General features: G+C 72.5%; 16 protein-coding genes. 14 read left to right on the top strand and 2 right to left on the bottom strand.

From position 1 onward, the window contains the following. Positions 1 to 258: 258 nt before the first annotated feature. From DN051_RS12805 to DN051_RS12750, 12 genes are all read left to right on the top strand, one after another. A complete protein-coding gene (locus tag DN051_RS12805) occupies positions 259 to 2,499 on the top strand; it encodes a putative bifunctional diguanylate cyclase/phosphodiesterase (RefSeq protein ID WP_053759999.1) in 2,241 nt (746 codons plus the stop codon). 214 nt (positions 2,500 to 2,713) lie between these two features. Continuing rightward, positions 2,714 to 3,010: an Asp-tRNA(Asn)/Glu-tRNA(Gln) amidotransferase subunit GatC gene (gene gatC / locus DN051_RS12800; RefSeq protein ID WP_053760000.1), complete on the top strand. Its 297-nt coding sequence runs from the start codon at positions 2,714 to 2,716 to the stop codon at positions 3,008 to 3,010. A gap of 5 nt (positions 3,011 to 3,015) precedes the next feature. Then, positions 3,016 to 4,512, top strand: a complete 1,497-nt coding sequence (gatA, locus tag DN051_RS12795; protein ID WP_053760001.1) for an Asp-tRNA(Asn)/Glu-tRNA(Gln) amidotransferase subunit GatA — start codon at positions 3,016 to 3,018, stop codon at positions 4,510 to 4,512. Next, positions 4,509 to 4,748 (top strand): hypothetical protein, encoded by a 240-nt coding sequence (locus tag DN051_RS12790; protein WP_053760002.1) that lies wholly within the window; start codon positions 4,509 to 4,511, stop codon positions 4,746 to 4,748. The genes gatA and DN051_RS12790 overlap by 4 nt, the downstream gene beginning before the upstream one ends. Before the next feature lie 15 nt (positions 4,749 to 4,763). Continuing rightward, a complete protein-coding gene (gatB, locus tag DN051_RS12785) occupies positions 4,764 to 6,278 on the top strand; it encodes an Asp-tRNA(Asn)/Glu-tRNA(Gln) amidotransferase subunit GatB (RefSeq protein ID WP_053760003.1) in 1,515 nt (504 codons plus the stop codon). A 743-nt stretch (positions 6,279 to 7,021) separates the two neighbouring features. Beyond that, positions 7,022 to 7,321, top strand: a complete 300-nt coding sequence (locus tag DN051_RS12780; RefSeq protein ID WP_425471780.1) for a hypothetical protein — start codon at positions 7,022 to 7,024, stop codon at positions 7,319 to 7,321. A gap of 192 nt (positions 7,322 to 7,513) precedes the next feature. After that, positions 7,514 to 9,772 (top strand): MMPL family transporter, encoded by a 2,259-nt coding sequence (locus DN051_RS12775; RefSeq protein WP_112442238.1) that lies wholly within the window; start codon positions 7,514 to 7,516, stop codon positions 9,770 to 9,772. Continuing rightward, entirely contained in the window at positions 9,750 to 10,325 is a 576-nt protein-coding gene (locus DN051_RS12770; RefSeq protein ID WP_053760004.1) for a GNAT family N-acetyltransferase, read from the top strand. The genes DN051_RS12775 and DN051_RS12770 overlap by 23 nt, the downstream gene beginning before the upstream one ends. Positions 10,326 to 10,360: 35 nt before the next feature. Further along, positions 10,361 to 10,942, top strand: a complete 582-nt coding sequence (locus DN051_RS12765; RefSeq protein WP_053760005.1) for a hypothetical protein — start codon at positions 10,361 to 10,363, stop codon at positions 10,940 to 10,942. 197 nt (positions 10,943 to 11,139) lie between these two features. Next, a complete protein-coding gene (locus DN051_RS12760; RefSeq protein ID WP_053760006.1) occupies positions 11,140 to 11,325 on the top strand; it encodes a hypothetical protein in 186 nt (61 codons plus the stop codon). 80 nt (positions 11,326 to 11,405) lie between these two features. Beyond that, a complete protein-coding gene (locus tag DN051_RS12755) occupies positions 11,406 to 14,441 on the top strand; it encodes a helix-turn-helix transcriptional regulator (protein ID WP_112438731.1) in 3,036 nt (1,011 codons plus the stop codon). Between the two features lie 51 nt (positions 14,442 to 14,492). Next, positions 14,493 to 14,681, top strand: a complete 189-nt coding sequence (locus DN051_RS12750; RefSeq protein WP_112438730.1) for a DUF6191 domain-containing protein — start codon at positions 14,493 to 14,495, stop codon at positions 14,679 to 14,681. A gap of 22 nt (positions 14,682 to 14,703) precedes the next feature. Here DN051_RS12750 and DN051_RS12745 read toward each other — a convergent pair whose 3' ends face one another. Further along, on the bottom strand, positions 14,704 to 15,912 hold the full coding sequence (locus DN051_RS12745; RefSeq protein ID WP_112438729.1) for a PQQ-dependent sugar dehydrogenase: 1,209 nt from the start codon (positions 15,910 to 15,912) through the stop codon (positions 14,704 to 14,706). A gap of 72 nt (positions 15,913 to 15,984) precedes the next feature. Beyond that, on the bottom strand, positions 15,985 to 16,983 hold the full coding sequence (locus DN051_RS12740) for an aldo/keto reductase (protein ID WP_053760009.1): 999 nt from the start codon (positions 16,981 to 16,983) through the stop codon (positions 15,985 to 15,987). 76 nt (positions 16,984 to 17,059) lie between these two features. Between DN051_RS12740 and DN051_RS12735 the strand changes: the two genes are divergently transcribed. Both DN051_RS12735 and DN051_RS12725 read left to right on the top strand, forming a co-directional pair. After that, positions 17,060 to 18,010 (top strand): 2-hydroxyacid dehydrogenase, encoded by a 951-nt coding sequence (locus DN051_RS12735; RefSeq protein WP_053760010.1) that lies wholly within the window; start codon positions 17,060 to 17,062, stop codon positions 18,008 to 18,010. Between the two features lie 427 nt (positions 18,011 to 18,437). Further along, a complete protein-coding gene (locus DN051_RS12725) occupies positions 18,438 to 21,443 on the top strand; it encodes a putative bifunctional diguanylate cyclase/phosphodiesterase (RefSeq protein WP_162624916.1) in 3,006 nt (1,001 codons plus the stop codon). The last annotated feature ends 48 nt before the right edge of the window (positions 21,444 to 21,491 follow it).

Raw genomic sequence — 21,491 nt, 5'->3', positions numbered from 1 at the left:
CCCGATCGGCGCATACCAGATGCATAAGGGCGGGCGGGTCGCATTCGGGCAACCGTCGACGACCGCTGCCCGTGGAAGCCTTCTGCGGCCTACTGTTGAGGTGTGCACCTGCCGTGCCCAGCTGCGGTCGGGGCAACCCCTGCCCGTGAGGACCTTGTTCCGAGGGGTCCGGGGGACGGTTTCCAACGCGGTGCCGTTGAGGGAAATCGGGCATCGGGCCGCGGGGCGTGGGCACCGCCGGCTGTGAGAGGGACGGGAATGGAACCGACCGAGAGCACCGCCCCGTACTCACGGCTGCGCCGGATGGCCGACTCGTGGCGAGGCGGTCTGCGGGCGGCCTGGTGCGTGGGCGCCGAGGCGCCCGGCCACGCCATCGGCCGGCCGCTGCCGGCGGGCGCGCACGACGCCGTGCTGACCGCCGGTCTGCCGGGCGACCCGGAGCGGCACCCCCATCTGTCCTGGCCCGCGCTGCCCGCGGCCGTCGTCGCGGCGGCCGGGTTCGCCCTCGGAGCCGGATTCCTGCGGGCGTTCACCGGCCACCACGCCCTCTTCCCGTCCGGCACGGCCGGCTGGTCGTTCGCCGTGCTGACCGGCGTCATCGTCGGTCACCTGGTCGCGCTCGGCCGGGCCCGCTGGTGGGGCGGCACCGGCTCCGGCGCCGCACTCACCCTCGCCGTGCTGCTGCTGTACGGCTGGGTGCCCGCCGGGATGGTCAGCCTCACCGTCGTCGTGCTGGTCGGCATAGCCCGGCGCCACCGGTGGCGCCAGGGTGTCCTGCACGGCGCGGTGGACATCCTCGGCATCGGCTTCGGCGCGCTCGTGATGGCCGCTTTCGGACGCGTACCGTCCGTCGAGAACCCGTGGAACCCGGACAGCTGGTCCCTGTACACCGGCCCCGAGGTCGTCCTGGTCGCGGCCGCCTACCTCGCCGTCTCCCGCACGCTCCTGTGGTACCTCCAGGCCCCCCGGGACAGCGGACTGCCCACCATCGCCCGTACCGCCCTCGTCAGACATGGCCTGGTCGCGGTCGCGCTGCTCGGCATCGCTCCGCTGGTCTGCGTCGTCGCCGTCGCCAAGCCGATCCTGCTGCCGCTGTTCGCCATCCCCCTCGTCGCCCTCGACTCCACCCTGTGGATCGCCCGCGCGCGGGCCGAGGAGCAACTGCGCGATCCGCTCACCGGTCTGCCCAACCGGCAGTGGCTCCTGGAGCGGATCTGGACGGCACTGGACGACGCCGAGCGCATCGACGCCCGGGCCGCCCTGATGCTGATCGACCTCGACCGCTTCCGGTCGGTCAACGACACGCTCGGCCATCTCGCCGGTGACCGGCTGCTGCTCCAGACCGCGGACCGGCTGCGACTGGCACTGCCGCGCGGCGCCGAGGCCGCCCGGCTCGGCGGCGACGAGTTCGCGGTGTTACTGCCGGTGGCCGACTCCACGACCTCCGCCACCCGGATCGCCCGCGGCCTGGTCACCGCCCTCAGCTCCCCGCTCGACCTCGACGGGCTCACCCTCGTCCTGGAGGCCAGCGCGGGAGTCGCCGTCTTCCCCGACCACGCGCTCGACGCGGAGGGCCTGCTGCGCCGCGCGGACGTGGCCATGTACCAGGCGAAGCGGGACCGTACGGGCGTCGAGGTCTACGAGTCCAAGCGGGACTCGAACACCCCGGACCGCCTGGGCCTGCTCGCCGACCTGCGCCGGGCTCTGGACGCGCACGAGGTCGAGCTGCACTACCAGCCCAAGGTCCGCTTCGACGGCCAGGTGGCCGGCCTGGAAGCGCTGGTCCGGTGGGTCCACCCGGAGCGCGGGAAGGTGCCGCCGGACGAGTTCATCGCGATCGCCGAGTCCTCCGGGCTGATGCCGCACCTCACGGAGTACGTGCTGGAGACCGCGCTCGGGCAGGTGGCCGAATGGCGGGCCCAGGGCCTGTTCGTACCCGTCGCGGTGAACGTCTCCCCGCGCGACGTCCACACCCCCGGCTTCGCGGGCTCCGTCGCGGCGCGCCTCGCCCGGCACGGCGTCCCGGCGGGAGCGCTCCAGCTGGAGATCACCGAGCATGTGCTGCTGGAGGACCCGCAGCGCGCCGCCGACACCCTCGCCGCGCTCACCGGGCACGGCGTGAAGATGTCCCTGGACGACTTCGGCACCGGCTACTCGTCACTGGTCCATCTGCGCCGGCTCCCGGTCAGCGAACTGAAGATCGACCGCTCGTTCGTGGCCCGGCTGGCCATCGACACGGAGGACGCGGAGATCGTGCGCTGCACGGTCGACCTGGCGCACTCGCTCGGCCTGCTCGTCGTCGCCGAGGGCGTCGAGGACGACGAGACCTGGGAGCGGCTGCGCGACCTGCGCTGCGACGCCGTACAGGGCTGGCTGGTGGCCGCGGCGATGCCGCCGGAGGAGACCACGGCCTGGCTCCGCGCCCGCGGCTCCCGCGGCTGGCAGCGCCCCGCGGCGGCCCTCCCGGCGGCGGCCGACGACCCCGGACGCGTGGGTTAGCTCCCGCTCCGCGGTCCGGCGGGGTCGTTCCACGGGGGATTCGAGCGGGGGATTCGGGCCCGTCCGTGAGGGGATCGGGGCGGGTCGGTGACGGGATTCACCCCGCCCGATCAGCGGGTCGGACGCGGGGCGAACGAAACCGTTTAACGGCCGACCGGTCCTGCCCCATAGGATTGGCCCCAAACCACACACTCTCACCCCAGAGGATCGCTGCATGCCTGGCATCACGCGCGAGGAGGTCGCCCACCTCGCCCGGCTGGCGCGTCTGGAGCTGAAGCCCGAAGAGGTCGACCACTTCGCAGGCCAGCTGGACGACATCATCGGCGCGGTGGCCCGCGTCAGCGAGGTCGCCGACCAAGACGTACCGCCGACCTCGCACCCGCTCCCGCTGACGAACGTCATGCGCCCGGACGAGGTCCGCCCGTCGCTCACCCCCGAGCAGGCGCTGTCCGGCGCCCCGGCCCAGGAGCAGCAGCGTTTCAAGGTGCCGCAGATCCTGGGGGAGGAGTAATCCGCATGACGGACGCAATCATCAAGCTCACCGCGGCCGAGACCGCCGCGAAGATCGCCTCCGGCGAGCTCACGGCCGTCGAGGTCACCGAGGCCCACCTGGCCCGTATCGAGGCCGTCGACGAGAAGGTGCACGCCTTCCTGTACGTGGACCGCGAGGGAGCCCTCGCCCAGGCCCGTGCCGTGGACGCCAAGCGCGAGCGCGGCGAGAAGCTCGGCCCGCTGGCCGGCGTGCCGCTCGCGCTGAAGGACATCTTCACCACCGAGGGCGTGCCCACCACCGTCGGCTCCAAGGTGCTGGAGGGGTGGATTCCGCCGTACGACGCCACCCTGACCAAGCGGCTGAAGGCGGCCGACGTGGTCATCCTCGGCAAGACCAACATGGACGAGTTCGCCATGGGGTCGTCGACCGAGAACAGCGCCTTCGGGCCGACCGGCAACCCGTGGGACCTCACCCGGATCCCCGGCGGCTCCGGCGGCGGCTCCTCCGCCGCCCTGGCCTCCTTCCAGGCCCCGCTCGCCATCGGCACCGACACCGGCGGCTCGATCCGCCAGCCGGCCGCCGTCACCGGCACGGTCGGTGTGAAGCCGACCTACGGCGCCGTCTCCCGCTACGGCATGGTGGCGTTCTCGTCCTCGCTCGACCAGGGCGGGCCCTGCGCCCGTACGGTCCTGGACGCGGCGCTGCTGCACGAGGTGATCGCCGGGCACGACCCGCTCGACTCCACGTCCATCGACGCCCCGGTCCCGCCGGTCGTCGAGGCCGCCCGCAACGGCAGCGTGCGGGGCATGCGCGTCGGCGTCGTCAAGCAGTTCCGCGGCGAGGGCTACCAGGCCGGCGTCATCCAGCGCTTCGACGAGTCGGTCGAGCTGCTGAAGGAGCTCGGCGCCGAGATCGTCGAGCTGGACTGCCCGTCCTTCGACCTGGCCCTGTCGGCGTACTACCTGATCGCCCCGTCGGAGTGCTCCAGCAACCTGGCCCGCTTCGACGGCCTGCGCTACGGCCTGCGCGTCGGCGACGACGGCTCGCACTCCGCGGAGGAGGTCACCTCGCTGACCCGCGAGGCCGGCTTCGGCGCCGAGGTCAAGCGGCGCGTCATGCTCGGCACCTACGCCCTGTCGAGCGGGTACTACGACGCGTACTACGGCAGCGCGCAGAAGGTCCGCACCCTCATCACGCGGGACTTCGAGAAGTCGTTCGAGCAGGTCGACGTGATCGTCTCCCCGACGACCCCGACCACCGCCTTCGCGATCGGCGAGCGCGCCGACGACCCGATGGCGATGTACCTCGCCGACCTGTGCACCATCCCGACGAACCTGGCGGGCAACGCGGCCATGTCGCTGCCCTGCGGTCTCGCCCCGGAGGACAACCTCCCGGTCGGTCTCCAGATCATCGCCCCGGCGATGCAGGACGACCGCCTGTACAAGGTCGGCGCCGCCGTCGAGGCCGCCTTCGTGGAAAAGTGGGGGCACCCGCTGATCGAGGAGGCTCCGTCGCTGTGAGTGCACTGACCAAGGCCAAGGGCTTCAAGAAGTCCAAGTCCGGTACGTACCTGTCCATGGCCGCCACCGCCTTCGGCGCGTTCGGTGTCGCCAAGCGGCTGAAGAAGGCCCGCGCCGAGAACGACACGCTGGTCCTCATCGATGCCACCGTGTCCGCCGCCGCGATCGTCACCGGCCTCGCCATCCTCTACCGCGAGCTGAAGCGGCTGGGCGACGACGACGTCCTGCTGGGCTGAGAGGGAAGTTTCACCGTGACCACCACGACCGACCTGGTGTCGTACGAGGACGCGCTGGCGTCGTACGACCCCGTCATGGGCCTCGAGGTCCATGTCGAACTCGGCACCAGGACCAAGATGTTCTGCGGCTGTTCGACCGCGCTCGGCGCCGACCCGAACACCCAGACCTGCCCCGTCTGCCTCGGCATGCCCGGCGCGCTCCCCGTCGTCAACGCGATCGGCGTCGAGTCCGCGATCAAGATCGGTCTCGCGCTGAACTGCGAGATCGCCGAGTGGTGCCGCTTCGCCCGGAAGAACTACTTCTATCCGGACATGCCGAAGAACTTCCAGACCTCCCAGTACGACGAGCCGATCGCCTTCAACGGCTACCTCGACGTGCAGCTGGAGGACGGCGAGACCTTCCGCGTGGAGATCGAGCGCGCGCACATGGAGGAGGACACCGGCAAGTCGACCCACGTCGGCGGTGCCACCGGCCGTATCCACGGCGCCTCGCACTCCCTGCTCGACTACAACCGGGCCGGCATCCCGCTGATCGAGATCGTCACCAAGCCGATCGTCGGCGCGGGCGAGCGGGCCCCGGAGGTCGCGCGGGCCTACGTCCGTGAGCTGCGCGAGCTCATCCGCGCCCTCGGTGTCTCCGAGGCGCGGATGGAGATGGGCCAGATGCGCTGCGACGTCAACCTGTCGCTGATGCCCAAGGGCGCCGACAAGTTCGGCACGCGCAGCGAGACGAAGAACGTCAACTCGCTGCGCTCCGTGGAGCGTGCGGCCCGCTTCGAGATCCAGCGGCACGCGGCCGTGCTCGGCGGCGGCGGCACCATCGTCCAGGAGACCCGTCACTTCCACGAGGACACCGGGTCCACGACGTCGGGCCGGGTGAAGGAGGAGGCCGAGGACTACCGGTACTTCCCCGAGCCGGACCTGGTGCCCGTGGCGCCGTCCCGCGAGTGGGTCGAGGAACTGCGCGCCACCCTGCCGGAGTTGCCGCTGGTCCGCCGCAGCCGGCTCCGCGAGGAGTGGGGCGTCTCCGCCACCGACATGCAGGCGATCCTCAACGCCGGTGCCCTGGACCCGATCGTCGCCACGATCGAGGCCGGCGCCGACGCCGCGTCCGCCCGCAAGTGGTGGATGGGTGAACTCGCCCGCAGCGCCAACGAGTCGGGCAAGTCGCTGGACGAGCTGGCCATCACTCCCGCGCAGGTCGCCCGTGTCACCGAGCTGGTGACCTCCGGCGAGCTGAACGACAAGCTGGCCCGCCAGGTCATCGAGGGCGTCCTCGCCGGCGAGGGCACGCCGGACGAGGTCGTCGACAAGCGCGGACTGAAGGTCGTCTCCGACGAGGGTGCCCTCGGCACCGCCGTGGACGAGGCCATCGCCGGCAACCCGGGCATCGCGGACAAGATCCGTGGTGGCAAGGTCGCCGCGGCCGGCGCCCTGGTCGGCGCGGTCATGAAGGCGACCCGGGGGCAGGCCGACGCGGCCCGCGTCAAGGAGCTGATCCTGGAGAAGCTGGGCGTCAGCGAGGGCTGAACACCCACGCGATGAGCGAGGCCCCGAGGGGACGCACCGATCACGGTGCGTCCCCTCGGGCATGACGGGGCATCAGCGCACCCACGCCGCGCGTACCGACGGATGCGCGTACGCGGGCTGCGCAAGCTCCGGCCCGGCACCCGACGTACCCGCCGCAGGCGCTACGCTCGCGCGCCATGAGTGGACGCGCTGATTCCGACACGCCCTCCGAGCCGCTCGCCGAGACGGCCGAGACGGCCGAGCCGGAAGCGGGGCCGGAGACGGTCGGCACGCGGACCGGAGAATCCGGGCCGGGCGACGACGCGGCGCGCGGGGCGGCAGCGGCCGGGAGGGGCGACGAGACCACGTCGGCGGCGGAACAGGCCGGGGAGGGCGGCGAGTTCGCGCCGGGCGCGGCAGCGGTCGGTGTGCGGGACGACGCGGCGCGCGGAGCCGTAGCGGCCGGTGCGGGCGGAGACCCCGTACAAGGTGCGGAAGTTGGCGAGGACGTCCGCGATTCCGCGCACGGCGCCAAGGTCGCCGACGACGTCACCGATTCCGCGCAAGGCGGGCAAGACTCCGACGACGTCACCGATTCCGCGCAAGTCGGGCAAGACTCCGACGACGTCACCGATTCCGCGCAAGGCGGGCAAGACTCCGACGACGTCACCGATTCCGCGCAAGTCGGGCAAGACTCCGACGACATCGCCGATACCGCGCAAGTCGCGCAAGACCCCGACGACATCGCCGATCCCGTACGGCGCGTGGAAGACGCCGAAGAGCTCGATGAGCCGGACGACCCCGACGACCCCGCGGAGGACGCGCGGCGGGCCCGGTGGTCGGCCGTCGGTACGGGGGCGGTGCTCGCGCTCGCGGGACTGGCCGCGGCCGTACTCCGCGCCACGGGCGGCGCGGCTCCGGCGCTCGCCGCTGCCGCGTACGCCGTCGGCGCGGCGCTCTGCGCCCTCGCCGCGCTCCTCGGGGCGCGCGGCCGTACCCGGCGCGCCGTGTGGACGCTGGTCGGCGGAGTGATGGTGATGGCGCTGGGGGACCAGTTCGACTGACGGGCGCCGGTGCGCGATCGGCCGTTCTGACAGCCCCTTTATGCCTGTGAACAAGCCCACGAAACAACCCAACGATCAGTTCCGCCTGCCAGAGTGGCCGTGCATTGCTCATGCGTTCTTTGCGGGCTGTTCAGTTCCTGGACGACTGTTCCCGGTCAAAGATCCACAAGTCACCACACTGGGAGCATGTTCGTGGCCGCCCTTGCACGTTGGTGTGTTCGGAACCGCCTTGCAGCCGTCCTGCTCTGGCTGCTCGCCTTCGGCGGGGTCACCGCCGCGGCAGCCGTCACGGGCTCGGCCTACTCGAACGACTACAACGTGCCCGGCACCGAGTCCGGCCGCGCCGAGGAACTGCTCCAGAAGAACTTCCCGAACCTGGGCGGCGCGAGCGGCACCGTCGTCTGGCGCACCGAGTCCGGCACCGTGCGCGCCGCCGACGTCGAACAGACGATGACCCGCACCCTGAACCGGATAGCGGAGCTGCCCGGCGTGGCGTCCGTGGTGAGCCCCTACGAGGGCCAGGGCGCCGCCCAGCTGAGCCGGGACGGACGCACCGCCTACGCCTCCGTCGCCTTCGAGGCCCAGCCGCAGGACATCCCGGAATCCCAGGCGCGGGCCGTCGTGGACACCGCGAAGGCCGCCGAGGCCGACGGGCTGACGGTGGAGCTGGGCGGTGCAGCCATCGGCATCACCGAGTCGCCCGGCGGACACATCGCCGAGGTCGTCGGTGTGCTCGTCGCGGCCGTCGTGCTGTTCCTCGCCTTCGGCTCGCTCGCCGCGTCCCTGCTGCCCATCGCCACCGCGCTGATCGGCGTCGGCACCGCGTACGCCGGGATCGTGCTGCTCGGGCACGCCATGACCGTGGCCGACTTCGCGCCGATGCTCGGCATGCTGGTCGGGCTCGGCGTCGGCATCGACTACGCGCTGTTCATCGTGACCAGGCACCGGCGCGGTCTGAAACGCGGCCTGAGCGTCGCCGAGGCGGCCACCAACGCCGTCGCCACCACCGGACGCGCGGTGGTCTTCGCCGGTGCCACCGTGTGCATCGCCCTGCTGGGCATGCTGATCCTGCGGCTGGGCTTCCTCAACGGCGTCGCCGTGGCGGCCTCGCTGACCGTGGTCCTCAGCGTCGCGGCCTCCGTGACCCTGTTGCCCGCGCTGCTGTCGCTCATCGGCATGCGCGCCCTCAGCCGCCGCGAGCGCCGCCGGCTGGCCGAGCACGGTCCCGAGCCCGAGGTGGCCACCGGGTTCGCCGCCCGCTGGGCCGCCTTCGTCGAACGGCACCCCAAGAAGCTCGGCGCCATCGCGATCGGCCTCGTCGCCCTGCTCGCCGTACCCACCTTCTCGCTCCATCTGGGCACCTCCGACCAGGGCAACAACCCCGAGTCCACGACCACCCGGCAGGCCTACGACCTGCTGGCCGACGGCTTCGGCCCCGGCGTGAACGGACCCCTCGTCCTGGTCACCGAGGTGCACGGGGCCGAGGCCCGGCTCGCCCTCGACAACCTCGACGCCACGCTGCGCGGCACGAAGGGCGTGGCGGCCGTGACACCGGCGACCTTCGACACCGGCGGCCACACCGCCCACCTGACCGTCGTACCCGAGTCCTCCCCGCAGTCGAAGACCACCAGTGAGCTGGTGGACCGGCTGCGCACCGAGGTGCTGCCGCGCGCCGAGACGGGCACCTCGCTCGATGTGCACGTCGGGGGCGTGACGGCCGGCTACGACGACTTCGCCGACGTCATCGTCGGGAAGATGCCGCTGTTCGTCGGGGCCGTCATCGCGCTCGGCTGCCTGCTGCTCCTGCTGGCTTTCCGCTCCGTCGGCATCCCGCTGAAGGCGGCAGCGATGAACATGTTCGCCGTCACCGGCGCGTTCGGCGTCGTCGTCGCGATCTTCCAGTGGGGCTGGGGCAGTGAACTGCTCGGCCTCGGCAGCGCGGGCCCGATAGAGCCGTTCCTGCCCGTGATCATGGTGTCCGTGCTGTTCGGACTCTCCATGGACTACCAGGTGTTCCTGGTCAGCCGGATGTACGAGGAGTGGCTGGAGACCGGCGACAACCGGCGGGCCGTCCGCGTCGGCCTCGCCGAGACCGGCCGGGTCATCAACTCCGCCGCGGTCATCATGATCGCGGTGTTCCTCGCCTTCGTCCTCAGCGGCGACCGTGTCATCGCCATGTTCGGCATCGCGCTGGCCGCCGCCGTCGCCCTGGACGCGTTCGTCCTGCGCACCCTCCTCGTCCCCGCCCTGATGCACCTCCTCGGCGGCGCCAACTGGTGGCTGCCCCGCGGGCTCGACCGATGGCTGCCCCGCATCAGCATCGAGCCGCCCGAGTGCCGCGTCGGGCGGGAAAATCTCCGGGACTCCGACGCCGATCGTGAGAAGCTCACCGATGTCGTCGACGTACTGGAGAAGGAGCGGCAACAGGATGTACGCGATATCCCTCGGTGAGGACGGGGCCCTGCTGCGGCCCCTGGAGCCCTGGCACGCCGAGGAGTTCCTCGCCCACCTCGACCGCGGCCGTGACTTCATCACCCGGTACATCCCGTTCGGCTCCAAGGCCACCGACCCGGACTCCGCGCGGGCCCTCCTCCAGTCGTACGCCGACCGGCGCGCCGCCGACAGCGGCTCCCTGCACGGGCTCTGGCTGGACGGGAAGCTCGTCGGCGGCGTCCTCTTCCGCGTCTTCGACGCCGCGACCGGCGTCTGCGAGATCGGCTGCTGGCTGGAGCCCGCCGGGACCGGCAAGGGCCTCGTCACGCGCGCGTCCCGTGTCCTGATCGACTGGGCGTTCGGCGAGCGCGGCATGCACCGCGTGGAGTGGCACGCGGCATCCGCGAACCAGGCCAGCGTCAGTGTCGCCCGTCGGCTCGGCATGACCCGCGAGGGCGTGCTGCGCGAGTCCTTCCCCTGGCGCGGCGTCCGTCAGGACTCCGAGATCTGGGCGATCCTCGCCCCCGAATGGCGTGCGGCCGGCGCGCGCACCAGCGGCAGCGATCATTAAGGAACCTCTCAGACTCCGTCCGTACGGTGCCTGGCATGGCAACCAAGACTGTGGACGGGACCGGCGCCGAGAACGGCACCGGGGCGAAGACCGACGAGGAGCAGACGGCTCCTGAGGCGGAGGGCCCCGTGACCGGCGAGGCCCCAGGGGCCGACTCCGACGTGCTGGACGACGACGAGCGGACCGAGGACCCGCGGGACGCCGGGTCCGGGGATTCCGTCGACCCCGGCGTCGGCCAGGGTGCCGCCGCCGTCGTCTCGGCCGCCCTCGGCATCGTCTCGCTGACCGGCAGCTGGGTCGGCACGGTGGCCTCCGCGCGCGAGTCGCTGATGGGCCAGTTGCAGACCTCGCAGTCCTCCAGCGTCGCCACCATGGTCCGGGAGGGCTACGGCGACGCCTGGAACGCCAACGCGCTGTGGGCCGGACTGTTCGCGCTGGCCGCGCTGGTCGTCGGTGTCGTCGTGCTGGCCCGGCCCGCGTTCGGCGCTCCCGGCAGGCCGCAGGCCCCCTGGATCAAGTCGGTCTCCTGGGCCGGTGTCTCACTCGGCGTCCTCGGTCTGGTCCTGGCCGTCCTGAAGTACACCGACGTCCTGCTCGGACTGCCCGCGACAAGCTGAATCCCCGCACCTCCCGAGGGGTCCCAGGGCCGGCGTGAGTGCCTTACGCGCGCCCCGGGACCCCTCACGCACGTTCTGAGGCCCCGTACCCCTCGCGAGATGAGGAACTCTCCCGATGTGGCGGACCCCCCTGGGGGACGAAGGTGGAGGCGTCGCACCGAGCGACACCACCGACCGGTCTCACAGGGGAGAGAGCGATGTACGAGTACGAGCTCCAGCGGATCCGTTCCGCCGAGCTGATCCGCCGGGCCGACCGGGAGCGGACGGCCCGCGAGGCCGTGCGCCGCGCCCGCGCCGCCCGCCGCGAAGCCGCCGAACGCGCCGCCGTCGGCGGGGCGGACACCCGCCGTCCGCGGCGGCACCGGTTCCCCCGCACCGCGTGAGTCGCGAGGGCAGGCGGGACGGTGCCGCCGACGTGGCGCCCGCGGCGAAAACCGGTGCCGTGCCGTCGGACCCCCGTGCGATGCTCGGTCGCGTGGAGACCAGGTCCGTCAGTCCCGTGTTCGTCGGCCGCGCCGAGGAGTTGACCACGCTGAACGACGCGCTCGCCCGTGCCGCCGCGGGCGAGCCGCAGGCGTTGCTGGTGGGCGGTGAGGCCGGTGTCGGCAAGACCCGCCTCGTGGAGGAGTTCGCGGCGGCCGCGGCCCGTGAGGGCAGCGTGGTCGCTCTCGGCGGCTGTGTCGAGATCGGCGCCGACGGGCTGCCCTTCGCCCCCTTCTCCACCGCGCTGCGCGCCCTGCGCCGCGAACTGCCCGCCGAACTGGCCGCCGCGGCGGCCGGCCAGGAGGACGAACTGGCCCGGCTGCTGCCCGAACTGGGGGAGACCGGAACCGGCCGGCACGACGAGGAGGGCATGGCCCGCCTGTTCGAACTCACCGCCCGCCTGCTGGAACGCGTCGCCGCCGACCGCACCGTCCTCGTCGCGCTGGAGGATCTGCACTGGGCGGACGCCTCCACCCGCCACCTCCTCGCCTACCTCTTCCGCACCCTGCGCACCGGCCGCCTCGTCGTCCTCGCCACCTACCGCTCCGACGACATCCACCGCCGCCATCCGCTGCGGCCCCTGCTCGCCGAGCTGGACCGGATGCGCACCGTCCACCGCATCGAACTCGGCCGCTTCAACCGCGCCGAGGTCGCCCGCCAGATCGCGGGCATCCACGCCGCGGAACCGGACCCGGACCGCGTCGACGAGATCTTCCGGCGCTCCGACGGCAACGCCTTCTTCGTCGAGGAACTCGCCGTCGCCTGCTCCGAGGACTGCTGCACCGGCCTGACCGACTCGCTGCGCGACCTGCTCCTCGTCCGGGTCGAGACGCTGCCCGAGAGCGCCCAGCGGGTCACCCGGATCGTGGCCGAGGGCGGCTCCACCGTGGAGTACCGGCTGCTCGCCGCCGTCGCCGGGCTCGCCGAGGACGATCTGATCGAGGCGCTGCGGGCGGCGGTGAACGCCAACATCCTGCTCGCCACCCCGGGCGACGACGAGGGATACCGCTTCCGCCACTCCCTGGTCCGCGAGGCCGTCGCCGACGACCTGCTGGCCGGCGAGCGCTCCCGCCTCAACCGCCGCTACGCCGAAGCCCTGGAGGCCGACCCGGGCCTGGTCCCCGCCGACCAGCGCGTCATGCGCCTGGCCAGCTACTGGTACCACGCCCGCGACGCCGCCAAGGCGCTGCCCGCCGTCCTCGACGCGTCGGCCGCCGCCCGCCGCCGGCACGCCTACTCCGAGCAACTCGGGCTCCTGGAACGCGCGATGGAGCTGTGGGACGTCGCCCCCGAGGAGGTGAAGGCCGCGCTGCGCCCCGTCGACCACACGGAGGTGTACCGCGCCCCCGACGCCGCGGACCCGGCGACCACCCCGCTGCGCTACCTCGACCTGATGGCCGCGTCCGCCGTCGCGGGCCGCTTCTGCGGAGAGCGCGAACGCGCACTGAAGATCACCAAGCGGGCGCTGCGCCTGCTGGACGAGGAGGATGACCCGCTGCTCGCCGCCTGGTTCTGGGTCCAGCGCTCCCGGCTGGTCCAGGCGAAGGGCCGCGACGACGGCTGGAAGGAACTGGGCACCGCGCAGGAACTGGTCCGCGGACTGCCGCCCTCCGAAGTGCACGCCGAGGTCCTGACCAACGTCGCCACCTGGTGCATGCTGCACGAACCCGGTGCCGAGGCCCTCGCCGCCGCGGAGCGGGCGGTGCAGTACGCGCGCATGGTCGGGGCCCGCGAGATCGAACTGAACGCCCGCGTCACCCGCGGTGTCCTCGTCGTCGACGCCGGCGACATCGAAACCGGACTCGCGGAGCTGTACGATGTCAAGGAGCAGTCCCTGGCCGACGGCCACTTCCATGTCGCCGGCCGCACCTACGTCAACCTGCCCTCCGAACTCGAAGCCGTCGGCCGCTCCGCCGAAGCCGTCGGGATCCTGGAGGAGGGAACCGGCTTCGCCCGGAAGTACGGTCTGCTGGACACCGAGGCATTCGTCTGGGGCAACCTCTCCGACTCGCTGTTCTCCCTCGGCCGCTGGGACGAGGCCGCCGAGGCCGCCTCGAACGCGCTGCGCCGGGGCCACAGCGCCAAGCCCCGGGGCGCCGCCGCACTGTGCCTCGCCCATGTCGCCCTGGCCCGCGGTGACGCCGCCGAGGCCGCCCGCCAACTGGCCGCCGCACACAGCTCCTTCGGCACCCACGACCCCGTCCCCCAGCAGTGGCTCCCGCTGGCCTTCATCGGCATCGGCGTCGCCGCCTCGGAGGGCCGCGTCCTGGACGCCCGCGGCGCACTCGACCGCGCTCTCGACGCCGGCACCCCGCCCGGCACCCAGCGCTTCGGCTGGAGGCTGCTGCTCGCCGCCGCCACCGCCGAGGCGGACAGCCGCCGACTGCCCGTCGCCCGGGAGGGCCGCGAAGCCGCCCTGGACCGCATCCTCGGCGCCGCCAAGCGCCTCACGACGGGCGCGCCCATCTGGGAGGCCCACGACCTGTGGGTGCGCGCGGAACTGCAGTGGGCCGCGGGAATCACCGCCCCGGACGTCTGGTCCGAGGTGGTCACCGCCTTCGAAGGCCTGGAGCGCCCCTACGACCTCGCCCGCGTCCGCCACCGGCTGGCCGAGGCCCTGCTCGCCACCGGCGGCGACGACGAGCGCGACCGTGTCACGGAACTGCTGCGCCTCGCGCACGCCGTGGCCGAGCACCTCGGCGCACGACCCCTCACCGATGCCGTCAGCCTGCTCGCCCAGCGCGCCCGCATCGGTCTCGGCCCCGCCCCACGGCAGCAGCGGCCCCACGACCCGGCCCACGACCTGGGCCTGACCAGCCGGGAACGCGATGTGCTCCGGCTGGTCTCGGCCGGCCGCACCAACCGCCAGATAGCCGAGGAACTCTTCATCTCCCCGAAGACGGCCAGCGTCCACGTCTCCAACATCCTGGGCAAGCTCGGTGTCTCCGGGCGCGGCGAGGCGGCGGCCGTGGCGCACCGGCTGGGACTGTTCCCGACCGAAACCCTCACCACCTGAACCGGACGGCCCGGGCTTACGCTGGAAAACGATCCGGCCGAGGGAGGCCCCGTGTTCAACGTCTTCGACGAACTGTTCTCACCCGGCCGCAAACACACCCGCGACGAACAGAACCGGCTGGAACTGACCCGCGAGGACGTCGGGGACGCCGACCCCGGCCGCGGACCCATAGACCTCGCGTCCGGCAAGGTGGTCGTACGCCCACCCGAAGCCGGGGACGGGAACCCGGAGCGAGACTGATCCGCCGCCGGACGGCACCCGGCTAGCTCACCTCCAGCTCCAGAATGCGGTCGTCCCCGCCGTCGGGGGATCCCCGCCCGTCCGTCTCGCTCGTCACCAGCCACAGCTTGTCGCCGCCCGCCGAGGCCACCGTGCGCAGCCGGCCGTACTCGCCCTCCAGGAACGCCTGCGGATCGGCGGACGCCTCCGTGCCGTTCAGCGGGATGCGCCACAGACGCTCGCCGCGCAGGCCCGCCATCCATATCGAGCCCTCGGCGTGGGCGATCCCGCTGGGGGAGGCCTCGTCGGTGCTCCACTGGGCCACCGGGTCGTGGAAGCCGGCCTCTTCGGCGGTGCCCTCCGCCTCCGGCCAGCCGTAGTTGTCGCCTGGCTTGATCGCGTTCAGCTCGTCCCAGGTGTTCTGGCCGAACTCCGCGGCGAACAGCCGCTGTCGGCCGTCCCAGGCCAGACCCTGCACATTGCGGTGCCCGTACGAGTACACCGTGGAGTCCGGGAACGGGTTGCCCGGGGCCGGTTCGCCCTCCGGCGTCATCCGCAGGATCTTCCCGCCCAGCGACTTCCGGTCCTGCGACAGGCCCTCCTCACCGCTCTCGCCCGTGCCCGCGTACAGCATCCGGTCCGGGCCGAACGCGATCCGGCCGCCGTTGTGGATGAAGCCCTTGGGAATGCCCCGGAAGACCGTGTCGGGCGCGCCCAGTTGTTCGCCGGCGGGCCTGCGCTCGTCGTAGCGCAGGCGGACGATGCGGTTGTCCGAGGCCGAGGTGAAGTACGCGTAGACCATGTGGTCCGAGGCGAAGTCGGGGGAGAGCGCCAGGCCCATCAGCCCGCCCTCGCCGGCCGGTGACACCCCCGGCACCTCACCCAGCTCGGTCTTCCTGCCCGTCTTCGTGTCGACCCGGGTGATCGTGCCCTCGTCGCGCGAGGAGACCAGCAGGCCGCTGCCGTCGGGCAGGGGAGCCAGGCCCCAGGGGCTGTCCAGGTCCTCGGCCACCGTGCGCACGACCTTGACCGAGCCCTTCGCGGGCGGGGTCTCCTCGGCGCTACGGCCGGGCGGCGACGACGGCGCGGACGTGCCGCCCGGTGGACTGCTCGTGGCGCCGGCGGAACTCCCTCCCCCGTCGTCGGAGGAGCAGCCGGCCGTGAGCAGAAGCGCGGCCGTGGCCAGGATGGCCGACACAGCTCGACTTTGCACGATCTTGGTCCCTTCGACGCGGCGGGTTCTACTTGTCATACACCGCTCGCGCCTCACAGGTTCCCGATCACCCGATCCCGAACCACCGGATCGGAGAACCGCGGGCCCGGCTCACTCCCACGAGCCCTGTGCCTCCGGCAGCCCCGACACCTCCGCCAGATCACCGTCCGACAGACGCAGCAGGGCCGCCCCCGCGTTCTCCGCCACCCAGCGCTCCTGTTTGGCCCCCGGCACCGGAACCACGTGCCGGCCCTGCGCGAGCACCCAGGCCAGCGCCACCTGCGCCGGGGTGACGTCCTCGCCGTGCCGCGCGGCCACCCGGCGCAGCCCGGCCACGATCGGCTGGTTCGCCGCCATCATCTCCGCGGTGAAGCGGGGGTGGCGGGCGCGCATGTCGTCGGGTTCGAAGCCCTCGCCCGGCGTCAGCGTGCCGGTCAGGAAGCCGTTGCCGAGCGGCATCGCGGCCAGGAAGCCGACACCGCGCGACTCGCACCACGGCACCAGCGTCTCCAGCGCCTCCGGGGACCACACGGACAGTTCCGCCTCGACCGCGCTCACCGGGAAGACCTGCTGCACCCGCTGCAACTGCCGGATCGTCGCGTCGTGCAGCCGCGCCCCCGACCGGCGCCCGCCGCGCGCGCCCACCGCGCACAACCCCAGCGCCCGTACCTTCCCGGCCCGTACGAGTTCGGCCATCGCGCCCCAGGTCTCCTCGACCGGGACCTCCGGATCGGCGCGGTGCAGCTGGTAGAGGTCGATCACATCGGTCTGAAGGCGCCGCAGTGACGCGTCGCACGCCCGCTTCACGTACCCGGGGCGGCCGTTGGCCACGATGTGCTGCTCGCCCACCAGCAGCCCGACCTTGGTCGACACGAACGCGTCCGGACGCCGCTCCTTGAGCACCCGCCCCACCAGCAGCTCGTTGGTGAACGGGCCGTACATGTCGGCCGTGTCCAGCAGCGTCGAGCCCAGATCCAGCGCCCGGTGCACCGCTCTGAGCGACTCGTCGCCCCGTTGTCGCGACGTGTTGTACGCCCAGCTCATCGGCATGCATCCGAGTCCGACGGACCCCACCGCGAGCGCCGCCGCGCCGATCGTCCTGCGCTCCACCTGCCCGTAACCCTCCCTCTCCTGCCACCCCAACCTAACCTCTGCCTTCTCAGGCGCCTCACTTAGCCTCGTGACCATGACTGCTGACGTGTGGCTGCCCATCCCGCCCGACGAGATCCAAGGACTTCCGCAGGGACCGAACTACCTCTTCTGGGACGGCGACGAGGAGTTCCCGGCGGACCCCGCCGACTGCTCCTTCTACGTCGTCCCCTACATGAGGCCCGGCGACGTCGGGATGCGGCCGATGCCGCGGCTGGCCTCCGTCGAGGTCGTCCAGACGCTGTCCGCCGGGACCGACAGCATCGAGCCGGGTCTGAAGCACCTGCGGCCCGGGGTGCTGCTGTGCAACGCGCGCGGGGTGCACGAGGCGAGCACCGCGGAGCTGGCGCTCACCCTGATCCTGGCGTCGCTGCGCGGAATCCCGGACTTCGTGCGGGCGCAGGACAGGGGCGAGTGGCGCGGCGGTTTCCGCCCGGCCCTCGCCGACCGGAACGTCCTCATCGTCGGATACGGGTCGATCGGCGCCGCGATCGAGGACCGGCTCGCGCCGTTCGAGCTCGCGCGGGTGGCGCGCGTGGCGCGCTCCGCCCGCACCACGGCGCGCGGTCCCGTGCTTCCGCTCACCGAACTGCCCGCCCAGCTCGCCGAGGCGGACGTCGTGATCCTGTCCACGCCGCTGACCGAGGCCACCCGAGGCCTGGTCGACGCCGAGTTCCTGGCCCACATGAAGGACGGCGCACTGCTCGTCAACGTCGCCCGCGGCCCGGTCGTCGACACGAAGGCCCTGCTCACGGAGCTGGACAGCGGCCGGATCACCGCCGCCCTCGACGTCACCGATCCCGAGCCGCTGCCGCCCGCGCATCCCCTGTGGCACGCGCCCGGAGTGCTGATCAGCCCGCACGTCGGAGGGCCCACCTCCGCCTTCCGGCCGCGGGCCGAGCGGCTGCTGGTGGACCAGTTGAGCCGCTTCGTGAACCGGGAGCCGCTGCGCAACGTGATCCTTACGACGGGCACCGACGGAACCTGACCGACCGCCTCCCACCCGGCGCGACAGGCGCGTCGTCCGGTTCCGGTACCCTCCGCAACCTTTCGACCGCGTTCCGTGGCCGACTTCTCGCCGTTCGTCACGGAGCGTAGAGAGGCTATGTCCCTGAGTGACGAGACTGGTGTATCGTCCCGACAGGGGCTGCGCCGCGACTGTTCGGCGCCGGGGATGGACATTTCAGACTGCGAGGGGGGCGACGGGCGATGCACGGCCTATGGACGGACGATCCGACGCGGCGGAGCAGCCGGCGGCGACCCCGGCGCACGGCCGCGGCCAGACGCGGCCACCACGCCGGCCGCACCACACACCACAGCCGATACCACCGCGGGCTCACCAGCCGGAGGAAGCCCGGACCCCCGGCGCACCGGGACCCGCGGTACGCGCTGGCGGCACGGACCGGGAGGTCCCGGTGAACTCGCCATCGCCGCCCGCCACCGCCCTCGACCAGACGCTGCGGCAACAGCCCGCGCCGGCGACCGAGCGGTCCCGGCCGGCGGCCGCCGGTGGCGGGTCGAGCATGCTCACCCAACTCCTGCTGGCCGTGGTCTGCGGTGCCTACGCCGTCGGATCCGCGGTCGGCTGGGGTTCGGAGCGACTGGCCCTGATCATGGGGGACTTCGGGCTGAGCGCCGCGGCGGGCGCGGCGGCCGTGTCCTGCTTCCTCTACGCCCGCAACCCCAGGGTGCGCTTCCGCTCCGCCTGGCTGCTGTTCGCCCTTTCCTCGACGATGGCCGCCCTCGGCAACCTGGTCTGGGGGTGGTACGAGGTGGTCCTGGGGCTCGAAGTGCCCAGCCCCAGCTACGCCGACCTGTTCTTCCTCTGTTTCGCGCCGCCCGCCATCGTGGGCCTGCTGGTCCTCGCCAAACGGCCGGTGACGAAGGCCGGCTGGGTCTGCCTCGCCCTGGACGCCTGGCTGATCGGCGGGTCCCTGGTCACGCTGTCGTGGAGCCTCGCGCTCGCCCAGGCGGCCAAGGGCGGCGGACCCGGGGTGGCGCACACCGCGCTGTCGCTGGCCTACCCGCTGCTCGACATCGCCCTGGTCAGCATGGTGCTCGCGCTGCACTTCCGGCGCTCCGGGGCGAACCGCTCGGCGGTGAACACCGCGATCGGGGCCCTCGCCCTGACCGTCATGTGCGACGCCCTGTTCGCCTCACCGCTGCTGCACCAGAGCTACACCTCGGGCCAACTGCTGGACGCGGGCTGGTTCGCCGGCTCACTGCTCCTGGCGTACGCGCCCTGGGTCGCGTCCAGGACCGGCGGACCCGGCACCGAACCGCACACGCGCGTGGTGCACGAGCACCTGCCCGGACAGCGCGGGTCCGCCCACCCGCACCAGCCCGCGCCACCCGGCGACCGCGGCAGGTTTCCGGCCACCCGGCCGCTCACCGGCTCCCTGGCGGCCCTCACCCCGTACCTCGCCGCCGCCGTGTGCACGCTGGGCATCCTCTACAACGTGCTCAACGGCCGCAGCGTCGACCGCGTGGTGCTGCTCACCGGCGGCACGGTCGTGCTCGCCCTGGTGGTGCGCCAGGGGATCATGCTGCTCGACAACATCACCCTCACCCATGAGCTGGCGCAGAAGGAGAACCACTTCCGCTCCCTGGTGCAGGGTTCCAGCGACGTCATCATGATCGCCGCGCCCAGCGGCATGCTCCGCTACGTCTCGCCGGCTGCCGCCGGGGTCTACGGACGCCCCGCGGAGGAACTGGTCGGCACCGAACTGGCCGAACTCATCCACCCGGAGGACCTGGGCTGCGTGGTGCACGAGGTGCGCCGCTTCCTCGCCGCCGGCCCGCTCGACGAATCCACGACCCGTATCGAGTGCCGCTTCCGTTCCGGCGACGGCGGCTGGCTGAACGTCGAGTCGACCGTCAACCGCCATCACGGTGGCCTGATCTTCAACAGCCGGGACGTCACCGAAAGGGTGCGCCTCCAGGCGCAGTTGCAGCACAACGCCGAGCACGACCCGCTCACCGACCTGCCCAACCGGGCCCTGTTCACCCGGCGCGTCCAGCAGGCCCTGTCCGGCCGCCGCAGCACCGACCGCGGTGCCGCCCTGCGGGGCACGGCCGTGCTGTTCATCGACCTCGACGGCTTCAAGGCGGTCAACGACACGATCGGGCACCAGGCCGGGGACGAACTGCTCGTCCAGGCCGCGCGCAGACTCCAGGAGGCGCTCCGGCAGGGCGACATGGCCTCCCGGCTGGGCGGCGACGAGTTCGCGGCGCTGATCGTCAGCGACGGCGCCCGGGACCGCTCGGCCCGCGAACGGCACATCCTGGAGCTCGCCGACCGCCTCAGGGTGACGCTGTCGCAGCCGTTCGTCATCGGCGGCAACGATGTCCATGTCGCCGCCTCCATCGGCGTGGCCTTCGCCGAACCCGGTCTCGGCGCGGGAGAGCTGCTGCGCAACGCCGACCTCGCGATGTACCGCGCGAAGTCGGCCGGCAAGGGCCGCGTCGAGCTGTACAAGCCGCACATGCAGCAGGACGTCGTCCGCAAGGCGGAGCTGGCCACCCGGTTGCGGGCCGCACTGCACGACGGTGAGTTCACCCTGCTGCACCAGCCCGTCGTCCGTCTGGAGGACGGCCGGATCACCTCGGTCACCGCCCAGGCGCGCTGGCGGTCCTCGCAGGGGGTGCTGTTCACGCCCGCGGAGTTCCTGCGCGTGGCGGAGGACGGCGACAGGACCGCCGAACTGGGCCGCTGGATGCTGGAGGAGGCCGTCGAGCAGGCCGCCGACCGTGCCGCGAGCGGCGTCGCCGTGCCCGTGGCGGTCCGGATGGCGGCCCGCCGCCTGCTGGACCGGTCCATGCCGCTCGGCTCCGTCGAGGCCCTGCTGACCCGCCACGGGCTGCCCTCCGGGGCGCTGGTGATGGAGCTGTCCGACATCGACACCGGGGTCTGCCTCGACGACCTGGAGCGCCGGCTGGGCGCGCTCAGGCGCCTCGGCGTCCGGATCGCGCTGGACGGCTTCGGCAGCGGAGGCCCGGCGATCACGGCGCTCAGACGGCTCCCGCTCGACGTCCTGAAGCTCGACCGGAGTCTTGTCGAGGGAGTCGTCGAGTCCGCGCGACTGCACAAGATCACCAGTGGGCTGCTGCGCATCGCGGGTGATCTCGGGCTCCAGTCGGTCGCCGAGGGGGTGGATCTGCCGGAGCAGGTCGTCGCCCTGCGCGCGATGGGGTGTACGCACGGCCAGGGCATGGCGTTCTCCGGCCCGCTGGACGAGTACCGGCTGCGCCGGGCGCTCACCGCAGGTCACTGTCCGGTGCCGCACGAACCGGTCGAACCCGCCTTCGCGGGCGGCGCCGGGGTGTACACCGGAGGGGTGAGTACCAGCGGTGTGAGCACGGTCTTCCCCAGCGGGACGACCCTCCGCTCACATAATGAGACTCCCGTCCCACCCACTTGACAGTGGGTGTGTGCCGGGGGGAGGGTCTGTCCCATGCGCACCCGAATT

The sequence above is a fragment of the Streptomyces cadmiisoli genome, assembly GCF_003261055.1.
GTDB classification, from domain to species: domain Bacteria; phylum Actinomycetota; class Actinomycetes; order Streptomycetales; family Streptomycetaceae; genus Streptomyces; species Streptomyces cadmiisoli.
The sequence above is the reverse complement of the archived record's forward strand: the minus strand, read 5'-3'. Positions and strand labels throughout refer to the sequence as shown.

Excerpts from the sequence above, each read along its gene's own strand:
- DN051_RS12805 (WP_053759999.1), top strand. The coding sequence starts at position 259 with ATGGAACCGACCGAGAGCACCGCCCCGTACTCACGGCTGCGCCGGATG.
- gatC (WP_053760000.1), top strand. The coding sequence starts at position 2,714 with ATGCCTGGCATCACGCGCGAGGAGGTCGCCCACCTCGCCCGGCTGGCG.
- gatA (WP_053760001.1), top strand. The coding sequence starts at position 3,016 with ATGACGGACGCAATCATCAAGCTCACCGCGGCCGAGACCGCCGCGAAG.
- DN051_RS12770 (WP_053760004.1), top strand. The coding sequence starts at position 9,750 with ATGTACGCGATATCCCTCGGTGAGGACGGGGCCCTGCTGCGGCCCCTG.
- DN051_RS12765 (WP_053760005.1), top strand. The coding sequence starts at position 10,361 with ATGGCAACCAAGACTGTGGACGGGACCGGCGCCGAGAACGGCACCGGG.
- DN051_RS12760 (WP_053760006.1), top strand. The coding sequence starts at position 11,140 with ATGTACGAGTACGAGCTCCAGCGGATCCGTTCCGCCGAGCTGATCCGC.
- DN051_RS12755 (WP_112438731.1), top strand. The coding sequence starts at position 11,406 with ATGCTCGGTCGCGTGGAGACCAGGTCCGTCAGTCCCGTGTTCGTCGGC.
- DN051_RS12745 (WP_112438729.1), bottom strand. The coding sequence starts at position 15,912 with ATGACAAGTAGAACCCGCCGCGTCGAAGGGACCAAGATCGTGCAAAGT.
- DN051_RS12735 (WP_053760010.1), top strand. The coding sequence starts at position 17,060 with ATGACTGCTGACGTGTGGCTGCCCATCCCGCCCGACGAGATCCAAGGA.